Source organism: Bacillus sp. JHAA, from assembly GCF_036961585.1.
GTDB lineage: Bacteria > Bacillota > Bacilli > Bacillales > Bacillaceae > Bacillus > Bacillus velezensis.
The window spans coordinates 379,944-396,523 of the sequence record NZ_JBAMDE010000002.1 but is presented as its reverse complement, the minus strand read 5'-3'; the positions used below and the strand labels follow the sequence as shown (position 1 = coordinate 396,523).

The 16,580-nt window shown below is 46.8% G+C and carries 18 protein-coding genes and 1 other annotated feature; of the genes, 4 read left to right on the top strand and 14 right to left on the bottom strand.

Translation table 11 applies throughout. The features are described from left to right. Window positions 1-66: 66 nt before the first annotated feature. The 10 genes from udk to V7728_RS05955 form a co-directional block, all read right to left on the bottom strand. Window positions 67-702 (bottom strand): uridine kinase, encoded by a 636-nt coding sequence (udk, locus tag V7728_RS06000; protein ID WP_003152763.1) that lies wholly within the window; start codon window positions 700-702, stop codon window positions 67-69. A gap of 6 nt (window positions 703-708) precedes the next feature. After that, window positions 709-1,977, bottom strand: coding sequence for a peptidase U32 family protein (locus tag V7728_RS05995; RefSeq protein WP_003152759.1), 1,269 nt, complete (start codon window positions 1,975-1,977; stop codon window positions 709-711). 17 nt (window positions 1,978-1,994) lie between these two features. Beyond that, entirely contained in the window at window positions 1,995-2,924 is a 930-nt protein-coding gene (locus V7728_RS05990) for a peptidase U32 family protein (RefSeq protein ID WP_007408214.1), read from the bottom strand. A 6-nt stretch (window positions 2,925-2,930) separates the two neighbouring features. After that, window positions 2,931-3,584: an O-methyltransferase gene (locus V7728_RS05985; RefSeq protein ID WP_025285043.1), complete on the bottom strand. Its 654-nt coding sequence runs from the start codon at window positions 3,582-3,584 to the stop codon at window positions 2,931-2,933. 151 nt (window positions 3,585-3,735) lie between these two features. After that, on the bottom strand, window positions 3,736-4,827 hold the full coding sequence (gene mltG / locus V7728_RS05980; protein ID WP_032866639.1) for an endolytic transglycosylase MltG: 1,092 nt from the start codon (window positions 4,825-4,827) through the stop codon (window positions 3,736-3,738). Window positions 4,828-4,937: 110 nt separating this feature from the next. Next, on the bottom strand, window positions 4,938-5,219 hold the full coding sequence (locus V7728_RS05975) for a DUF1292 domain-containing protein (RefSeq protein WP_003152751.1): 282 nt from the start codon (window positions 5,217-5,219) through the stop codon (window positions 4,938-4,940). 12 nt (window positions 5,220-5,231) lie between these two features. After that, window positions 5,232-5,648, bottom strand: coding sequence for a Holliday junction resolvase RuvX (gene ruvX, locus V7728_RS05970; RefSeq protein ID WP_003152750.1), 417 nt, complete (start codon window positions 5,646-5,648; stop codon window positions 5,232-5,234). A gap of 8 nt (window positions 5,649-5,656) precedes the next feature. After that, complete coding sequence (locus V7728_RS05965; RefSeq protein ID WP_012118070.1) at window positions 5,657-5,923, bottom strand: IreB family regulatory phosphoprotein; 267 nt, start codon at window positions 5,921-5,923, stop codon at window positions 5,657-5,659. 84 nt (window positions 5,924-6,007) lie between these two features. Continuing rightward, window positions 6,008-8,644 (bottom strand): alanine--tRNA ligase, encoded by a 2,637-nt coding sequence (alaS, locus tag V7728_RS05960; protein ID WP_032866637.1) that lies wholly within the window; start codon window positions 8,642-8,644, stop codon window positions 6,008-6,010. Between the two features lie 80 nt (window positions 8,645-8,724). Further along, window positions 8,725-8,932 (bottom strand) — a binding site (T-box leader). A gap of 43 nt (window positions 8,933-8,975) precedes the next feature. Next, window positions 8,976-10,037 (bottom strand): AI-2E family transporter, encoded by a 1,062-nt coding sequence (locus V7728_RS05955; RefSeq protein ID WP_007408210.1) that lies wholly within the window; start codon window positions 10,035-10,037, stop codon window positions 8,976-8,978. Between the two features lie 219 nt (window positions 10,038-10,256). Here V7728_RS05955 and V7728_RS05950 point away from each other — a divergent pair, with 219 nt between their 5' ends. From V7728_RS05950 to V7728_RS05935, 4 genes are read left to right on the top strand one after another with little or no spacing between them, the layout of a single operon-like run. Next, complete coding sequence (locus V7728_RS05950) at window positions 10,257-10,985, top strand: amino acid ABC transporter ATP-binding protein (protein ID WP_007408209.1); 729 nt, start codon at window positions 10,257-10,259, stop codon at window positions 10,983-10,985. Window positions 10,986-11,005: 20 nt separating this feature from the next. Continuing rightward, entirely contained in the window at window positions 11,006-11,833 is an 828-nt protein-coding gene (locus V7728_RS05945; RefSeq protein WP_007408208.1) for a transporter substrate-binding domain-containing protein, read from the top strand. A gap of 56 nt (window positions 11,834-11,889) precedes the next feature. Continuing rightward, window positions 11,890-12,540, top strand: coding sequence for an amino acid ABC transporter permease (locus V7728_RS05940; protein ID WP_032866635.1), 651 nt, complete (start codon window positions 11,890-11,892; stop codon window positions 12,538-12,540). Between the two features lie 18 nt (window positions 12,541-12,558). After that, window positions 12,559-13,215: an amino acid ABC transporter permease gene (locus V7728_RS05935; RefSeq protein WP_012118075.1), complete on the top strand. Its 657-nt coding sequence runs from the start codon at window positions 12,559-12,561 to the stop codon at window positions 13,213-13,215. A 35-nt stretch (window positions 13,216-13,250) separates the two neighbouring features. Here the strand turns inward: V7728_RS05935 and V7728_RS05930 are convergent, their stop codons facing one another. The 4 genes from V7728_RS05930 to recD2 all read right to left on the bottom strand — a co-directional run bounded on the left by V7728_RS05930 (window position 13,251) and on the right by recD2 (window position 16,563). Next, on the bottom strand, window positions 13,251-13,382 hold the full coding sequence (locus tag V7728_RS05930; protein ID WP_003152741.1) for a YrzQ family protein: 132 nt from the start codon (window positions 13,380-13,382) through the stop codon (window positions 13,251-13,253). A gap of 21 nt (window positions 13,383-13,403) precedes the next feature. Further along, window positions 13,404-13,595: a hypothetical protein gene (locus V7728_RS05925; RefSeq protein ID WP_003152738.1), complete on the bottom strand. Its 192-nt coding sequence runs from the start codon at window positions 13,593-13,595 to the stop codon at window positions 13,404-13,406. Between the two features lie 12 nt (window positions 13,596-13,607). Continuing rightward, window positions 13,608-14,066, bottom strand: a complete 459-nt coding sequence (locus V7728_RS05920) for a PRC-barrel domain-containing protein (protein WP_007408205.1) — start codon at window positions 14,064-14,066, stop codon at window positions 13,608-13,610. A 118-nt stretch (window positions 14,067-14,184) separates the two neighbouring features. After that, window positions 14,185-16,563: an SF1B family DNA helicase RecD2 gene (gene recD2 / locus V7728_RS05915; RefSeq protein ID WP_007408204.1), complete on the bottom strand. Its 2,379-nt coding sequence runs from the start codon at window positions 16,561-16,563 to the stop codon at window positions 14,185-14,187. Window positions 16,564-16,580: the final 17 nt, after the last annotated feature.

Here is a 16,580-nt window from a genome sequence, read left to right as displayed (position 1 = left end):
AACTGTCTCATTCCCTTCCAGCCTATACATAATATGGTCTGAGTTATTTATGTCTATGCTATGGTATTACAAAATTGCATTTTGTTCAAGGATCGTTTGAATCTTCGTGACCATCAGATCAATCGCGACGTGGTTTTGTCCGCCTTCCGGAATAATGATGTCCGCGTAGCGTTTCGTCGGTTCAACAAACTGATTGTGCATCGGTCTGACGACGGACACATACTGCTCAATGACAGAATCGATTGAACGGCCTCTTTCGTTAATATCTCTCATAATCCGTCTGATGATACGGAGATCCGCGTCCGTGTCGACATAAAGTTTCATATCCATGAGGTCGCGAAGTCTTTTATCTTCGAGAACGAGAATGCCTTCCAGAATAATGACATCCTTCGGCTCAACCGGAATGGTTTCCTCAGAACGCGTATGCAGTTTATAATCATAAATCGGCTTTTCTATCGGCCGGTAATTCAAAAGCTCTTGAATATGCTCGATTAAATAGTCATTATCAAATGCGAGCGGGTGATCATAGTTTGTGTTCAGCCTTTCTTCAAACGGAAGATGGCTTTGGTCTTTATAATAAAGGTCTTGCTGGATCATTAAAATCGAGTGTCCTTTAAACTGTTCATAGATGGAACGGGTGACGCTTGTTTTTCCTGATCCGGAACCTCCTGCGATGCCTATAACTACAGGACTCTTACCCATTGGTGATTACTTCCCCTTTCTCATCATGTTGCTCGGATAAATCTTTTTGTCTACTTTAAATGTAACGATTTGCAGGGGATGGCGGGCAGCATCAAGCTCGTTTCCGTCTTCGTCCCAAATAGTGCCGATTGTGAATGTGAAATTGTCGATTTCAGGACCGAAAAATTCCACTTCGTCACCTTGTTTAAAGAAATTGCGCTGCTGGAGCGTCACCATTTGAGTTTCCTCGTTATACGCGAGCACGAGACCGGCAAAATCAAATGTTGTTTTCTTTCCGTGTTCACCGAACATCTGCTCTTCATACCCGGGCGTGCCTTCAAAGAAAGCAGGCGCGGTATCCCGGTTTGCACATTTGTCCAGCTCATCCAGCCATTCTTTTTGAATGACAAAGTTTTCAGGATCAGCGCAGTATGCGTCGATGACTTTGCGATACACGCTGACAACCGTCGCAACGTAATGAATCGATTTCATCCGGCCTTCAATTTTCAGGCTGTCGATGCCCATCTCGATCATTTGCGGGATGGATTCAATCAATTTTAAATCTTTCGGGCTCATCGCAAACGGAGCGTCTTCTTCGTCGTAGAGCGCGACCGCGTTTGCACCGTCTGTCTGATACAGGTCATAATCCCAGCGGCAGGACTGACAGCAGCCGCCGCGGTTAGAATCCCGGGCCGTCATGTGATTGCTCAGCACGCATCGGCCTGAATAAGCGATACACATGGCGCCGTGGATAAAGGTTTCAATTTCAATATCCACCTTTTCCTTCATTTCTTTAATTTCCAGTCCGCTCGTTTCACGGGCAAGCACTACGCGGTCAAGCCCTTCTTCTTTCCAGAACTGCACCGCTTTCCAGTTGGAAAGGGACTGCTGTGTGCTGAGGTGAATTTCTACGTCCGGGGCCACTCTCCGGCATGTTTCAATAATCAGCGGATCAGCGACGATAATTCCGGCAACTTTTGCGTCTCCCAACGCTTTTAAGTATTCTTCCAGACCGTCCATATTTTCATTATGGGCGAAAATGTTTGTTGTCACATATATTTTTGCCCCGTATTTTTTGGCAAATTCTACGCCCTCTGCGATTTCTTCTATTGAGAAGTTATCCGCATTTGAGCGGAGTCCGTATTCCTGTCCTCCGATAAAAACCGCGTCCGCTCCGTAATGAACGGCAATTTTTAATTTTTCAAGGTTTCCTGCCGGAGCAAGGAGTTCAGGTTTTTTCGTAATGACGCGTTTTCCGTTTACGACTTTGGAAATGGTTTGATTTACGGCTGTCATCCGTTGCACCCTCCTTTTTAATAGACCGTTTCTTTAAAGAAGAATCCTGTGTCGATGCTTCTGTTCACAGGCTGAATGCTTTCAATCCGCTCTATCCAGCTCTCTTTTTTCTCTTCGTATGTCTCTCGGCTTTCGAAGCACAAATCGATTGCTTCTCTGTACATGCGGGTCACTTCAGTTAAGTATTCAGGAGACTTCAAAACTCCGTCGATTTTGAAAGAATCGATGCCGGCGTCCATCAGGTCCTCTAATTCATCAATCATGCACACATCGTTCGGGCTCATGATGTGCGTGCCGTTTTCATCTTCAAAAATCGGGTATTTATTGCCACGTTCCTTGTCATGCAGAAACATCCCCGCTTCTTTTTTCTTCTGTTCGATGTCCATGACTTTACCTTGATATTCGAAGTAATGGCCCACTAAAGAACGCTTCGATTGGAACATGCACGTCATGCCATGGATTTGAATTTCAATTTCCACTTCGGCGTTTTCTTTTATGTCAATGATGCTGTCCATATTTAATTCCTTAGCCAGCACTGCCCGCCGTGCGCCTTTGCGTCCCCAGTAATTGCAGGAATAGTAGTTGGTTCCCGTTGTTTCCGTGCTCCAATGCAGTTTAAGCTCGGGAGCCGCTTCACGCGCCGCCATTAAAACGGCCGGATCACCGAAAACAGCCGCATCAACGCCGGCCTCCTGCAAAAAGGCAAGATAGCCGTTCAGCTCGTCCACTTTTTCGTTGTGAAAAATAGCATTGACGGCAGCGTACACTTTCGCGCCTTCCTGATGAGCTGTCTTTACGGCTTCTTTTATATCTTCTCTTGAAAATTCACCGGCCAGTCTCAGGCCGTATCTCTGTTCTCCGACTAACAGGGCCGTTGCGCCCGCTTGAATGAGCGGAAGAATATCCTGTACAGAAGTCGGAGTCACCAAAAGTTCAGGTTTTTTCATGATCCTTCACCTCTTCTTTTTACTGATGGCGATGCCGTCTCCGACCGGCAGTATGACCGTTTGATAGTCAGGCCGGTCCATCAGCCATTGGTTATATTGATCAATTTTTTCAACAAGCTTCCGTCTTCTTTTCGGCTCAATGTCCGAGTGATTTTGCGCCACCAGCCCTTTAAACAGAACATTGTCCGTAAAAATGACTCCATCCGGCGCAAGCATCGGTTCATAGAGCTCAAAAAAGTTCGTGTACTGGCCTTTGGCCGCGTCGATAAAAATGGCATCATAAGGAGCCGTGACACGGACAGACTCAGAAAGTTCCAGCGCATCCCCGTGCACTACGTGAATCCGGTTTTCCATTTCAAAGTCTTTTATATTGTTCACAGCTTCTTCATAGCGTTTGTCGTCCCGTTCAATCGTGTAAATATTCGCATCCGGAAGCTCAAGCGCCATCCGTATGGCGGAATATCCGATTGCCGCGCCGATTTCCAAAATGTTTTTCGCCTGTTGAATCGACAGCATTTGAAGCAGCACTTCAATGCCCGCTTCTTCCATAATCGGAACATGGTGCTCTTTTGCATAGGCTTCAAGCTTTTTCACTTTATCAGGCCGAGGCTTCAGCATCGCGTTTATATACTCGTTTATTTGTTCATACCGATCATTCACGGCAAACAGCCTCCGTTCTAAAAAGGAGTGCCCCTGACGAATCCGCGGGGACACTCTCTTAAGACACTTCTTTATCCATAAGTAAACAACCCGATATATTTTATCATAAAACCTTTCAGAATGGAATAAAAGGAGAGCTTTTGCCCTCCTTTTATTCGCTGTCTTTTTTGGAAATATACTTTTCCTTCGCTTTATTATGGTCTTTTAATGTTTTGGTGAAAACAACCTCGCCGTTTGATTTTGCAAGGAAATAGAGATAATCCGTTTTGTCAGGGCGGAGAGCCGCTTCCCATGATGAATCACCGGCATTTGCAATCGGTCCCGGCGGCAGCCCCTTATGTTTATACGTATTAAACGGAGAATCAATTTTCAGGTCTTTGTAGTAGACCCGGCTTTTATGCTTACCGGCCGCATATAATACCGTCGGGTCAGTCTGCAGCGGCATTTTTTCTTCGAGCCTGTTGTAAAAAACGCTGGCGATTTTGTGACGGTCGGCTTTGGCGGTGGCTTCTTCTTCAATAAGCGATGCCATTGTCAGCGCGTTATGGACGGAAAGTTTCTTTTTTTCCAGTTCAGATTTATATGTTTCGATACGGGTGTTTGTTTCCTGAACCATTGCCGTCAAAATCGTGTCAAGCGATGCATCCGGATCATTAAAAGGATATGTGGCCGGATACAGATAGCCTTCTAGCGGATGCTTGAGCTTCTTGTTTGAAAGCGCGTCCGTTATCGTATCAGGAAACTGTTTCTTCAGTTTGCCGATGAATGTTTTGTCATCCAGTTTCGCCATGATCTCTTCTTTTGAATATGATGTTTCTTTTGCGATCGCATCCGCAATCTGCGTAAGCTGTTTTCCTTCAGGAACGGAGATCTGAAAAGCATATCCCGTTGATCCCGCGGTCAGTTTTTTGATAATCGCATCCGCATCCATTCCTTTATTCAGGTGGTAAAATCCCGCCTGAAATCCGGAAGCGCCTTTATACTTCACATACAGCTGAAATGCTTTTTTGCTTTTGATGACATGCTGATCCTCAAGAATTTCAGCGATTGCCGAAACGGAAGAACCGCTCGGAATATTAATATTGACTGCCGTTTTGCTGCCTTTGTCAACCGGAGACAGCAGAGATTTTCCATAGAAAAAAGCACCGCAAATGATGATAAGCAGAGCGATCACGGAGGACAGTATTATCGTCATTTTTTTGTTTTTACGCGGAAATGAATGTTTAGTCTGATTGATATTCATACAAGTATTTTCCTCCCAACAGCTCTTATACTACATGATTCATGTGCATTCGGCAATTTATTACAAAAAAAAGCCGAAGCGCATATGCGCTCCGGCTTTTTCCGTTCATTTTATTCTTCGTCTTCTTCCGCTAAAAACGTGTTCAGCGTTTCTTCGATCATTTCCCACTCTTCATCGGTTTCAATCGGCATCAGTTCGCCGTCTTCACCATTTTCGTTCGGTTCGAAGCTTGAAGCGTGAATTTCGATTTCATCATCGTCTTGAGCATCAATCGGATAATAAAGTACGTAAGATTTGTTGAATGTGTCGTTTTCAAATGTGAACAGCACTTCGCAAAGCTGTTCGTTGCCTTGATCATCGACAATTGTAATGTGTTTTTCGCCGTGTTCCATTTTTTTCACCTCTTAGTTTAAACTGTCCAGATATCCTTGAAGGATCATGACAGCCGCCATTTTATCAATGACTTTTTTTCGTTTTTGCCTGCTGACGTCAGCCGCGATCAGCATTTTTTCAGCCGCCATCGTCGTCAGACGCTCGTCCCACAGCACAACAGGGACATTGTACGCTGTTTCAAGCAGTTTCGCAAATGTTTGGCTGGCTTCGCCTCTCGGACCGATCGTCCCGTTCATGTTTTTCGGAAAACCGAGCACGATCTTCTCTACATTATAGTCTTTCATCAGCTCGGATAAACGGTCCAGACCGTAATCTCCTTCAGCCTCGTTTATTTTTATCGTCTCAATGCCTTGAGCGGTCCAGCCCATTTCATCGCTTAAAGCTACGCCGAGTGTTTTCGTTCCAAGATCAAGTCCCAATATTCTCATGAATGTATTTACGCCTCTTTATGCTGTTCTAGATAGGATTTTACCAATTCCTCAATTAATTCGTCACGTTCCAGTTTGCGAATTAAGTTCCGGGCGTCGCGATGCCTAGGAATGTATGCAGGATCTCCAGACAGCAAGTATCCGACAATCTGGTTGATAGGATTGTACCCCTTTTCCTGAAGCGCATCATATACCGTATTCAGCACTTCTTCGACGTTTGTTTCAGCAGAATCATCGGAGAAATTAAATTTCATCGTTTTATCAAACGAGCTCACCGTTTTGCACCTCTTTCCCAAATTCGCAGGCAAAGTTCAGCCTGAGGTCCTCATCTTATCATCATTCTACACTACTTGAAAGGATTATAAAACGGATTTTATCCAATCTACCGCAGATGCGAGCGCCTCTTCCAATTTTTCAGGCTGCTTTCCGCCGGCCTGTGCCATGTCCGGACGGCCTCCGCCTCCGCCTCCGCAGACTTCAGCCGCTTGTTTGACCATTTTGCCGGCATGAAGGCCTTTTTCGATCAGGTCTTTCGTCACGCCTGCTGAAAGGTTGACTTTCTCATTTTGCACGGCGCCGAGAATGATGACCGCAGAACCGAGCTTCGCTTTCAGATCATCCACCATAGTGCGAAGGTGGTTCATGTCTTTCGCATTTACTTTTTCAGCCAGCACTTTTACGCCGCCGATGTCTTTTACTTTAGACAGAATGGCTCCGGCTTCCACATTGCCGAGTTTGCTGAGCAATGATTCATTTTCTCTTTGCGCTTCCTTCAGCTCCGCTTGAAGAGACTGAATTCGCTTCGGTACGTCTTTTACGTTTGATTTCAGCTCGTCCGCAGCATGCTGCAGAAGGCTGAGCTGGCTGTTCATTTCCTGATAAGCGCCTTTTCCTGTTACGGCTTCAATTCTTCGTGTCCCTGCGCCGATCCCTGATTCGGATACGATTTTAAACAGGCCGATTTCAGCCGTATTCGTGACATGGCATCCGCCGCAAAGCTCAAGGCTGTAATCTCCGACTTGTACGACGCGGACGATATCGCCGTATTTCTCGCCGAACAGGGCCATCGCGCCCATTTCTTTCGCTTCATTGATCGGTTTCAAATCAATCGCTACCGGAATGCTCTCCCAGATTTTTTCGTTGACGATTCCTTCAATGCGTTCAAGTTCTTCTTTCGTCACTTGACCGAAATGAGAGAAGTCAAAACGCAGACGGTTTTCGGTAACGAGTGAACCCGCTTGGTTGACATGTGTGCCGAGAACGTCTTTCAGCGCCTGGTGCAGAAGGTGGGTAGCCGTATGGTTTTTCACCACGCCGCTTCTCATTTGATCTTCAACTTCAGCCGTCACGCTTGCGCCTTTTTGAATCGTGCCGCTATCCACCGTGCCTTCGTGTACATGCTGACCGTTCGGAGCTTTTTTCACGTCTTTAATGGTTACGACAGCCTGCTCGCTTCTCAGCACTCCTCTGTCACCGATCTGTCCGCCGCTTTCAGCATAGAAAGGCGTTTTGTCAAGAAGGATTTGGACGGTATCCCCTTCATGCGCCTCGCTGATTAATTGCCCGTCATGAAGAAGCTCGATCACCTTCGCTTCAGCTTTTACGGCACTGTAGCCGACAAATGTGCTTTCTGCGGTAATGTCGCGCAACGCGCCGCCCTGAACCTGCATGCTTCCTACATCTTGGCGCGCATTTCTCGCCCGTTCACGCTGTTTTTCCATTTCGGCTTCAAAGCCTTTATGGTCAACCGTCATTTGCTCATCTTCCGCGTATTCCTCCGTCAATTCAACCGGGAATCCGTACGTATCGTACAGTTTGAATACGTCTTTTCCGGAGATGATGCCGCTGCCTTTTTCCTTCTCTTTCTTTATCACGTCGGATAAAATGGCCAGACCTTCGTTTAATGTTTCGTGGAAGCGCTCTTCCTCCGTTTTGATGACTTTGGCGATAAACTCTTGCTTTTCTTTCACCTCCGGATAGAAAGCGTCCATAATTCCTGCAACAGTCGGTACTAGCTCGTACATAAACGGACGGCTGATACCGATGGTTTTCGCGTATCGCACTGCCCGGCGCAAGAGGCGTCTCAGTACATACCCGCGCCCTTCGTTCGAAGGCAGCGCCCCGTCGCTTACCGCAAATGCGACCGTTCTGATATGATCGGCGATCACTTTAAAGGCCGTATCCTTCACTGCGTCCTTTCCGTAAGCATCTCCGGAAATGCGCTCTGTTGCTTCAATAATCGGCATAAACAAATCAGTGTCAAAGTTTGTCGGGACATCCTGAATCACGGAGACCATCCGTTCAAGCCCCATGCCCGTATCAATGTTTTTCTTCGGAAGCGGTGTGTACGTGCCGTCCGGGTTGTGGTTGAACTCTGAGAATACCAGGTTCCATACTTCAAGATAACGATCATTTTCGCCGCCCGGATACAATTCAGAATCTGACGGGTCATTGCCGTATTTCTCGCCGCGGTCATAGAAAATTTCCGTATTCGGTCCGCTCGGGCCTTCGCCGATATCCCAGAAGTTCCCTTCCAGACGGATGATTCTTTCTTCCGGAACGCCGATTTTTTCCGCCCATAGCGTATAAGCTTCTTCATCCTCAGGGTGAACCGTTACAGACAGCAGCTCCGGATCAAAGCCGATCCACATTTCGCTCGTTAAAAACTCCCATGCCCACGTGATCGCTTCTTCTTTAAAATAATCACCGATGGAAAAGTTTCCGAGCATCTCAAAGAACGTGTGGTGGCGCGCCGTTTTCCCCACATTTTCAATATCATTTGTTCGGATTGATTTTTGCGCGTTTACAATTCTCGGATTCTCCGGCACAACGCGGCCGTCAAAGTATTTTTTCAGCGTCGCAACGCCGCTGTTGATCCATAATAAAGACGGATCTTCATGCGGAACCAATGAGGCGCTCGGTTCAACGGCATGGCCTTTTTCTTTAAAGAAATCTAAAAACATTTGACGCACTTCAGCAGAAGTTAAGTGTTTCATCTATATTCCTCCTTATCACTACCCGAAATTCTCTTTTGCGACAGCAAAAAAGCTCTCTCCCTATGCAAACCATGCGTTCACACAGGGACGAGAGCTGTCTCGCGGTACCACCCTGATTACAGGCCGAAAAAGGCCTGTCACCTTTCATCCCGTAACGCAGGACTGCGGCAGCCTTTAACTGCACTCAGGATTAGCTTCGGCCGATCTTCTGCTGAAGCTCCTTTCAGCGTATCGGAGCTTCTCTCTTAAACAGGGCTTCGGCGTACTCATATCCGTCACTCGAGATTCGTATGTATTCTACTCGAAATTATAGACAAGCAGAACCCGAATGTCAATGTTCCGTCCTGATCCGCAAAAAGTGTATGGCCGTCACTTTTAAAACGGCTGCCGCCGGAACAGCGAGAATCATGCCGGGAATGCCCGCGAGCTCTCCTCCGGCAAGGAGCGCCAGCATGATCACGACGGGGTGCATTCTGAGACTGCGCCCGACAATAAGCGGGCTCAAAATGTTTCCTTCTATAAATTGCAGAATAAAAATCGTGACGATTACGATGATCACAGCTTTAGCAGAAATCGCCAGCGCAAGGAGCAACGCCGGTACAGCGCCGATAAACGGACCGAAATACGGGATGACATTCGTAATCCCGATGGCAAGGCCCAAAATCAGCGGGTAAGGAAGCCCGAACAGCCAAAATGAAACGCCGGCTATTAGCCCGAGCAAAAAACAAACGAGAAGCTGACCGCGGATGTAATCACCGAGAGAGTCGTCTACATCCCGCAGAAATTCACTCCCCCTTTTTCTCCAGGACTTCGGCGTCAAATACCAGACTGTCTTTTTCATGACGTCTATATCCTTCACCATATAGAACACGAGAAAAGGAATCGTCGCCGCGATCAGGATATAATCAAGCACGAAACGGATGCTTCTGATCGTGCTTTCAATCGTGCCGGCAAGAAACGTTTCTGTCTGCTGAATCATTTTGTCCATTCGATGGTGCATGCCGTCAGGCCAATGATCCGTGTGATTATGCAGATGCTTCAGCATGCTGTTGTAGTTTTTGGCAAGACCGGGAATGCTCTCAGACAGATCCTGCAGCTGTTCAATTAAAACAGGAACCCCTTTATAAACCCCCCAGCCGATTCCGCCGAAAAACAGGCAATAAATCAGAAGCAGGCTTAAAGTTCTAGGCATCCCTTTTCTATGAAGCCATTCAGTAATCGGAAGTAAAAGATAAGCAATAAATACTGCGATAAATATAGGAATAAAGAGAGATTTTATAACAAGCCAAATGGGAGACCATAACATATCGAGCATGCAAAAGACATACACTGTTAACAAAACGAGCAGACATACAGCCGTCCACATTAAGAGCTGCAGCGGTTTTTGAAGCATGACGTTTCACCTCTTGCTTTATCTTTTGACAGAAAGCCGGAATTATTCCCGTTTCATAAACTCCGCCTTATGACGCAGACCTCTTGACGGAAATAATTATCAGAAATTACGAAATAATCTAAATAATATTCATAAAAATCTGTATAACCATCGTAATGTGTTAAAGGATTTCAAAAACTGTCCAGTCAATATGACTCATGTTTTTTAAGGAGGATGGCCATGATTTCATTTCAGGATGTAAATAAGCACTACGGACATTTCCACGTGCTGAAAAACATTAATCTGCACATTAAAAAAGGGGAAGTCGTCGTTATCATCGGACCTTCAGGATCGGGAAAAAGCACGCTTCTCCGCTGCATTAATCAGCTGGAAACAGTTGATGGAGGCGCCTTAACGGTAAACGGCGTCTCCATCCATGACAAGAAAACGGATATAAATAAGGTCCGCCGCAATATCGGCATGGTGTTCCAGCATTTTCATCTGTACCCGCACAAAACCGTTCTGCAAAACATCATGCTCGCACCGATCAAAGTGCTTAAGCAATCAAAAGAAGAAGCAAAAGAAACGGCCTTATACTATTTGAAAAAAGTCGGTATACCGGAAAAAGCGGACGCTTATCCTTCACAGCTTTCCGGCGGCCAGCAGCAGCGTGTCGCCATCGCCAGGGGGCTTGCGATGAAGCCCGAAATTATGCTGTTTGATGAACCCACATCCGCGCTTGATCCGGAAATGATCGGGGAAGTGCTGGATGTCATGAAAACACTCGCAAAGGAAGGCATGACCATGGCAGTCGTCACACATGAAATGGGATTCGCAAAAGAAGTGGCGGACCGCATCGTGTTTATCGACGGCGGAGCCATCTTAGAAGAAGCTGCACCGGCTGAATTTTACGAAAGCCCCCGTGAAGAGAGGGCGCGTTTATTCTTAAGCCGTATTTTAAATCACTGAAAAGAAACGGAGGAGTGCTTATGTCACGTGTAACAAAATGGTTGTCATTCGGGTTGATATCACTGCTGGCCGTCTTTATGCTGGCCGCCTGCGGAGGGAAAGAAACGTCCGGAGATTCAAAAGGAACGGGAAAAGACACGTTAGCCTCTATTAAAGACAGAGACAAAATCATCTTCGGCGTCAAAACCGACACGAGGTTATTCGGGCTGAAAAACCCAAGCTCCGGTGATATTGAAGGCTTCGATATTGATATCTCAAAACAGCTCGCAAAAGATATTCTGGGGGATGAGAAGAAAGCGGAATTTAAAGAAGTGACGTCAAAAACGAGAATTCCGATGCTGCAAAACGGCGATATCGATGCCATCACCGCCACGATGACAATAACGGATGAGCGGAAAAAAGAAGTTGATTTCTCAGATGTTTATTTTGAAGCCGGGCAATCCCTGCTCGTCAAAAAAGGAAGCAGCATCAAAAGCACCGAAGACCTGGGAAAAGGCTCAAAAGTATTGGCGGTAAAAGGCTCTACTTCCTCACAAAACATCAGAGAAAAAGCGCCTGACGCCTCAGTGCTGGAATTTGAAAATTACGCCGAAGCGTTCACTGCGCTTAAAGCGGGACAGGGAGATGCGCTCACAACTGATAATGCGATTTTATACGGCATGGCAGATGAAAATAAACAATATCAGCTGACAGGCGAAACCTTCACCGATGAACCTTACGGAATCGCCGTCAAAAAAGGCCAATCCGGACTCATCAAGGAAATCAACGCCTCTTTGAAAAAAATGAAAGCCGACGGCAGGTACGAAAAAATCTATAAAAAATGGATTAAAGAAGAACCGGCAAAATAGAAAGGACCGCGGGATGAGCAGGCATGCTCATCCCCGTTTTATAAGGAGTGACATAGATGAACTTTTCAATTTTAACGGAAAACTTCGATATGTATATGGACGGTTTCCTGCACACATTGCTTGCGAGCTTCATCGCGCTGGCAGGCAGCTTTGCGCTGGGCGTTCTGATCGCAGTCATGAGAATCATGGCTTTCAAACCCCTTCAATGGATCGGCACTGCGTATGTGGAATTTATCCGCAACATCCCGCTTCTCCTCATCACATTCGTTTTTTATTTCGGACTTCCGAACGCCGGGCTGAGACTGGACGGCTTTCAGGCGGGAACGATTGCGCTGACGATATACACGTCGGCCTTTATCGCAGAAGCCATCAGAGCCGGAATTCAGACTGTCTCCAAAGGGCAGATGGAAGCGGCCAGATCGTCAGGCTTCACCTACAGTCAGGCGATGAGATACGTCATTCTTCCTCAGGCCGTAAAAATCGTGATTCCCCCGCTCGGAAACCAATTTCTCAACCTTGTCAAAAACTCATCAATACTCGGAGTGGTGGCGGGACTCGATTTGATGTATCAGGCGGATCTCGTTTCCTCAAGCACTCTTGTCGTGTTTGATGTCTATATTTTCGTCGCGCTTTTTTATTTGATAGTAACGATCCCGCTCAGCATCGGGGTTCACTATTTGGAAAGACGTCTCGGAAAGAGTTATTAGAGAAGGAGAGTGAAAAACATGGATTTTAGCGGCGCCTATACACCTGACCATCTGCTGTTTTTATGGGACGGCTTTTTGGTCACACTTTATGTTGCGCTGATCTCCATTGTCCTGAGTTTTATTTTCGGGCTTGCCGCCGGCACTTTGCGCTATGCGAAAATTCCTATCGTCTCGGGCATTATAGCGGCCATTGTGGAAACCATTCGCAACCTGCCGCTGTTATTAATCATTTTCTTTACGTTTTTTGCCCTACCGGAAATCGGGATCAAACTGGAAATTACCGCGGCCGCCATCACGGCGCTGACGATTTTTGAATCGGCCATGCTGTCAGAAATCATCAGAAGCGGTTTGCAATCCGTTGACAAAGGACAGATTGAAGCGGCGCGTTCTTCAGGACTGACGTACACGCAGACTCTTTTTCTCGTCGTCATGCCGCAGGCGCTCAGGCGTATGGTTCCTCCGATTGTGAGCCAGTTTATCTCCTTATTAAAGGATACGTCACTTGCGGTCGTCATCGCTCTGCCCGAACTGATTCATAACGCGCAGATTTTAAACGGACAAAGCGCTGACGGGGGATATTTTTTCCCGATCTTTCTGCTGGCGGCCCTGATGTATTTCGCGGTCAATTACTGCCTGTCTCTCGCAGCCAGACGGCTGGAAGCGAGACAAACGTAAAAAGGATACTTCCGGAGAAGTATCCTTTTTTCTGCTTAAAACATTTTCATGACTCGTCTTCTCATCCGTTTCATACCTTTTTTATTCAGCATATCGGACTGAGAAGCCATACGATACATAACGGCTCCAGCTCCTAAAGCCAACAGAGAGGTCATTGTTCTGCCCATCGCGCGTATCTCCTTTCAACTTTAAAAATTGATACTGCGTTCGTCTTCAGAAAACAAATCATCAAGACTGCTTAACGTGCCGTCTTCCTCTACTTGATGTGTCGCAATTTTGCCTTTGGCCACCGTCAGCTCAATGAAGCAGCCCCAGCAATAGTATTGGTTTACGCCGATTTTGCCGATATCTTTACTTTTGCAGTTCGGACATACAAGCACAGACTACACCTCTTATCCGTTCAGGACGATGCCTTCTTTCCCCGCTTCAATAAGCGTATCGGCGGCGCGGCGCACTTGGCGTCTGCCAGCCAGATCTGAAAAGAAGCCGTCCGAGAGTTCATATGCTACGATTATGCCCCTGTCCAAACAAAAGTATACATCTTCCAGCAAACCGAACATTTCACCATCAGGCGATTTCACCGGCTGCATCTTAATCTGTTCAAAGGTGAAACAGCTCTTCGGCAAAGGCTGCAAATGAGCATGACCGGCAGCTACGGCTTCTTGATCCATCTCTTTTATATCACTTGCCTCTAAAAAAAGATGGCGGTTATGAAACAGGCGTTTCTGCTCCAGCACGAAACCGAGAAACCGGCCGTCCAGAGAGAAACATACATCCGATATCATCCCGAGACTGCGCCCGGTGTTTTCGTCATATACTGTTCGTCCTTCAGCTGCATGGCATGTTCTCAAAGTGTGATCAACCACCTTTTGTTGAACACGTATAGGTTTTGCCAAGAAGCCGGGCAGCATACTTTGAAATGACTTCCACAGGCGAAAACCCGGCGCATGTTTATGCTCCGGGTTTTATTTACGCTTTTTCTTCCATAAAGTCAAACGGCGTGATGCCTTCCATTCCGATGTTCGCATCATATACACTGAACGGCAGCTCTTTTTGCAGGGCGGCCAGTTCTGCATCCATCTCTTCAGTCTGCTCTGTGAGCCTGTTTTTAAGCGACGTCTGTCTGACGGTGGCATCATTGTTTTTGACGCCCCATTCAAGCGCTTCTTCTTCTCCGCAAAGAATCAGAAATTTTTTCGCTCTTGTTATGGCGGTATAAAGCAGATTTCTCCTGAGCATTCGATAGTAGCCTTTGACGACAGGCAGGACGACAATAGGGAATTCGCTTCCCTGCGACTTATGAATCGAACAGCAGTACGCGTGGGTAAACTGGCTGAAATCCTTTTTCGTAAAGGTGATTTCGTTGCCGTCAAATGAGACGACGACCATGTCTTCCTTTTCCGTATTTTCTTTGGCATAAAAAATGGACACGATTTCGCCAATATCGCCGTTAAACACATTGTTTTCCGGCTGGTTGACAAGCTGCAATATTTTATCGCCCGTCCTGTAGACGACATCTCCGAATTTCAGCTCCCGCCTTTTTTCTTTCGGCGGATTCATGATGTCTTGAAGAAGCATATTCAGCTCGTTAATTCCCGCTTTTCCCCTGTACATCGGGGCAAGCACTTGAATATCCCTGGAGGTATACCCCTTTTTTAACGCGTTCGAAACGACCTGATCCACGACTTCTTTAATCTGTGAAGAATTACAGCGGATAAATGAGCGGTCCTTTGTCGGCGCGGTCAGCCCCTTTGGAAGCAGTCCTTTTTTCATATCATGCGCAAGTTCCACAATGGATGATCCTTCAGCCTGACGGTAAATATCTGTCAGGCGCACGGTCGGCAGCACCTCAGAAGCCAAAAGGTCTCTGAGCACCTGCCCCGGTCCTACTGAAGGAAGCTGGTCTTCATCACCGACGACAATGAGCTGAATGTGCTTAGGAAGCGCCTTAAACAAATGGCTGGCGAGCCAGATATCGAGCATACTCGCTTCGTCTATAATGATCAGTTTCCCTTCTATCGGCTGATCTTCATTGTAGGTAAAGCCTTCAGCGCCATTCCAGCCGAGCAGCCTGTGTATCGTAACAGCCGGCAGACCCGTAGATTCGCTCATCCGTTTTGCGGCTCTTCCCGTCGGCGCGGCAAGCAGCACCGGGAACGCCTCGTCTTTTTTATAATCACCGGGGTCAAGCGATACTCCGTGCAGTTCACTGTATAATTCCACGATTCCTTTAATAACGGTCGTTTTCCCCGTCCCAGGTCCTCCGGTCAGTAAAAGCATCGGTGAAGACAGCGCTTTTTGAATGGCATCCTTTTGGCTTGGTGCGTATTGAACATTCATCCGTTCTTCCAGTTCACCGAGTGCAAGCAGAAATTCCGATTCAGGAAATTGATCGGCATACTCCGTCTGAGCCGCAATGTCGAGCACGCGTTTTGCGACATTTTGTTCGGCGTAAAACAAGGACGGAAAATAGCAGCGTTCTCCTTCTATGACGATATCCTTACTCTCCCCGAGGGCGATGATGCCGTCAGCCGCATCCATTTCCGTGACGCGGCCGCCTTCAGCTGACTGATTCAGGAGCGTTTGCGTATTGATTATCAGCTGCTTTGTTTCTATGTACGTATGGCCCTCTGAAAGACAGGTCGATTCAATTGTATATAAGATAGCCGCTTTGATCCGCTCCGGGTGGTTTCCTGACAGACCCATTTTTCCGCCCAGCTCGTCAGCTTTCACAAAGCCGATGCCTTCAACGTCTTTTACAAGCTGATAAGGATTTTCCTGAATTTTCTCCAGTGTTTCCGTTTCGTAGGCCTGATATATTTTCATGGATAGCTGAGGCCCGAAACCGTATTGGTTCAGAGAGATCATAATCTGCTCAAGCCCCTGATGCCGCTGCAGCTCTCCGGCAAGCTTATCCGCTTTCTTTTTCGACATTTTCGGCACATCGTAAAGCACCGACGCATCCGTCAGAATTTTATTGAGCGCGCCGTCTCCGAGCTTTTTGACGATTTCTTCCGCCGTTTTTTTTCCGATTCCTTCAAACAGATCACTTGATAAATAGTGAATGATCCCTTCTTTTGTGGTCGGAATTTCTTTTTTAAAGTGCTCAGCCTGAAATTGCAGGCCGAACTTAGGATGCGTGGCGGTTTTTCCGTAAAATGTGTAGGTCTCATCTTCTTGCAGCAGAGGGAAGTAGCCCGTTACGGATACGACCTTGTCTTCGATCGCCTCAGACGTTTCTGCAACCTTGACTTTCAGCACTGTATACAGGTTGGTGTCATTATGATAAATGACCGTATGAATGACGCCTTTTACATACGGCTGTTCCTCGATGTTCAGCTGATCCACGAGCCTTCCCTCCTTTT

Coding starts and splice junctions, on each gene's coding strand:
- ruvX (WP_003152750.1), bottom strand. CDS start 5,648: ATGAGAATATTGGGACTTGATCTTGGAACGAAAACACTCGGCGTAGCT.
- V7728_RS05950 (WP_007408209.1), top strand. CDS start 10,257: ATGATTTCATTTCAGGATGTAAATAAGCACTACGGACATTTCCACGTG.
- V7728_RS05975 (WP_003152751.1), bottom strand. CDS start 5,219: ATGGAACACGGCGAAAAACACATTACAATTGTCGATGATCAAGGCAAC.
- V7728_RS05940 (WP_032866635.1), top strand. CDS start 11,890: ATGAACTTTTCAATTTTAACGGAAAACTTCGATATGTATATGGACGGT.
- V7728_RS05945 (WP_007408208.1), top strand. CDS start 11,006: ATGTCACGTGTAACAAAATGGTTGTCATTCGGGTTGATATCACTGCTG.
- V7728_RS05955 (WP_007408210.1), bottom strand. CDS start 10,037: ATGCTTCAAAAACCGCTGCAGCTCTTAATGTGGACGGCTGTATGTCTG.
- V7728_RS05995 (WP_003152759.1), bottom strand. CDS start 1,977: ATGACAGCCGTAAATCAAACCATTTCCAAAGTCGTAAACGGAAAACGC.
- V7728_RS05930 (WP_003152741.1), bottom strand. CDS start 13,382: ATGGGCAGAACAATGACCTCTCTGTTGGCTTTAGGAGCTGGAGCCGTT.
- V7728_RS05935 (WP_012118075.1), top strand. CDS start 12,559: ATGGATTTTAGCGGCGCCTATACACCTGACCATCTGCTGTTTTTATGG.
- V7728_RS05990 (WP_007408214.1), bottom strand. CDS start 2,924: ATGAAAAAACCTGAACTTTTGGTGACTCCGACTTCTGTACAGGATATT.
- alaS (WP_032866637.1), bottom strand. CDS start 8,644: ATGAAACACTTAACTTCTGCTGAAGTGCGTCAAATGTTTTTAGATTTC.
- udk (WP_003152763.1), bottom strand. CDS start 702: ATGGGTAAGAGTCCTGTAGTTATAGGCATCGCAGGAGGTTCCGGATCA.
- mltG (WP_032866639.1), bottom strand. CDS start 4,827: ATGAATATCAATCAGACTAAACATTCATTTCCGCGTAAAAACAAAAAA.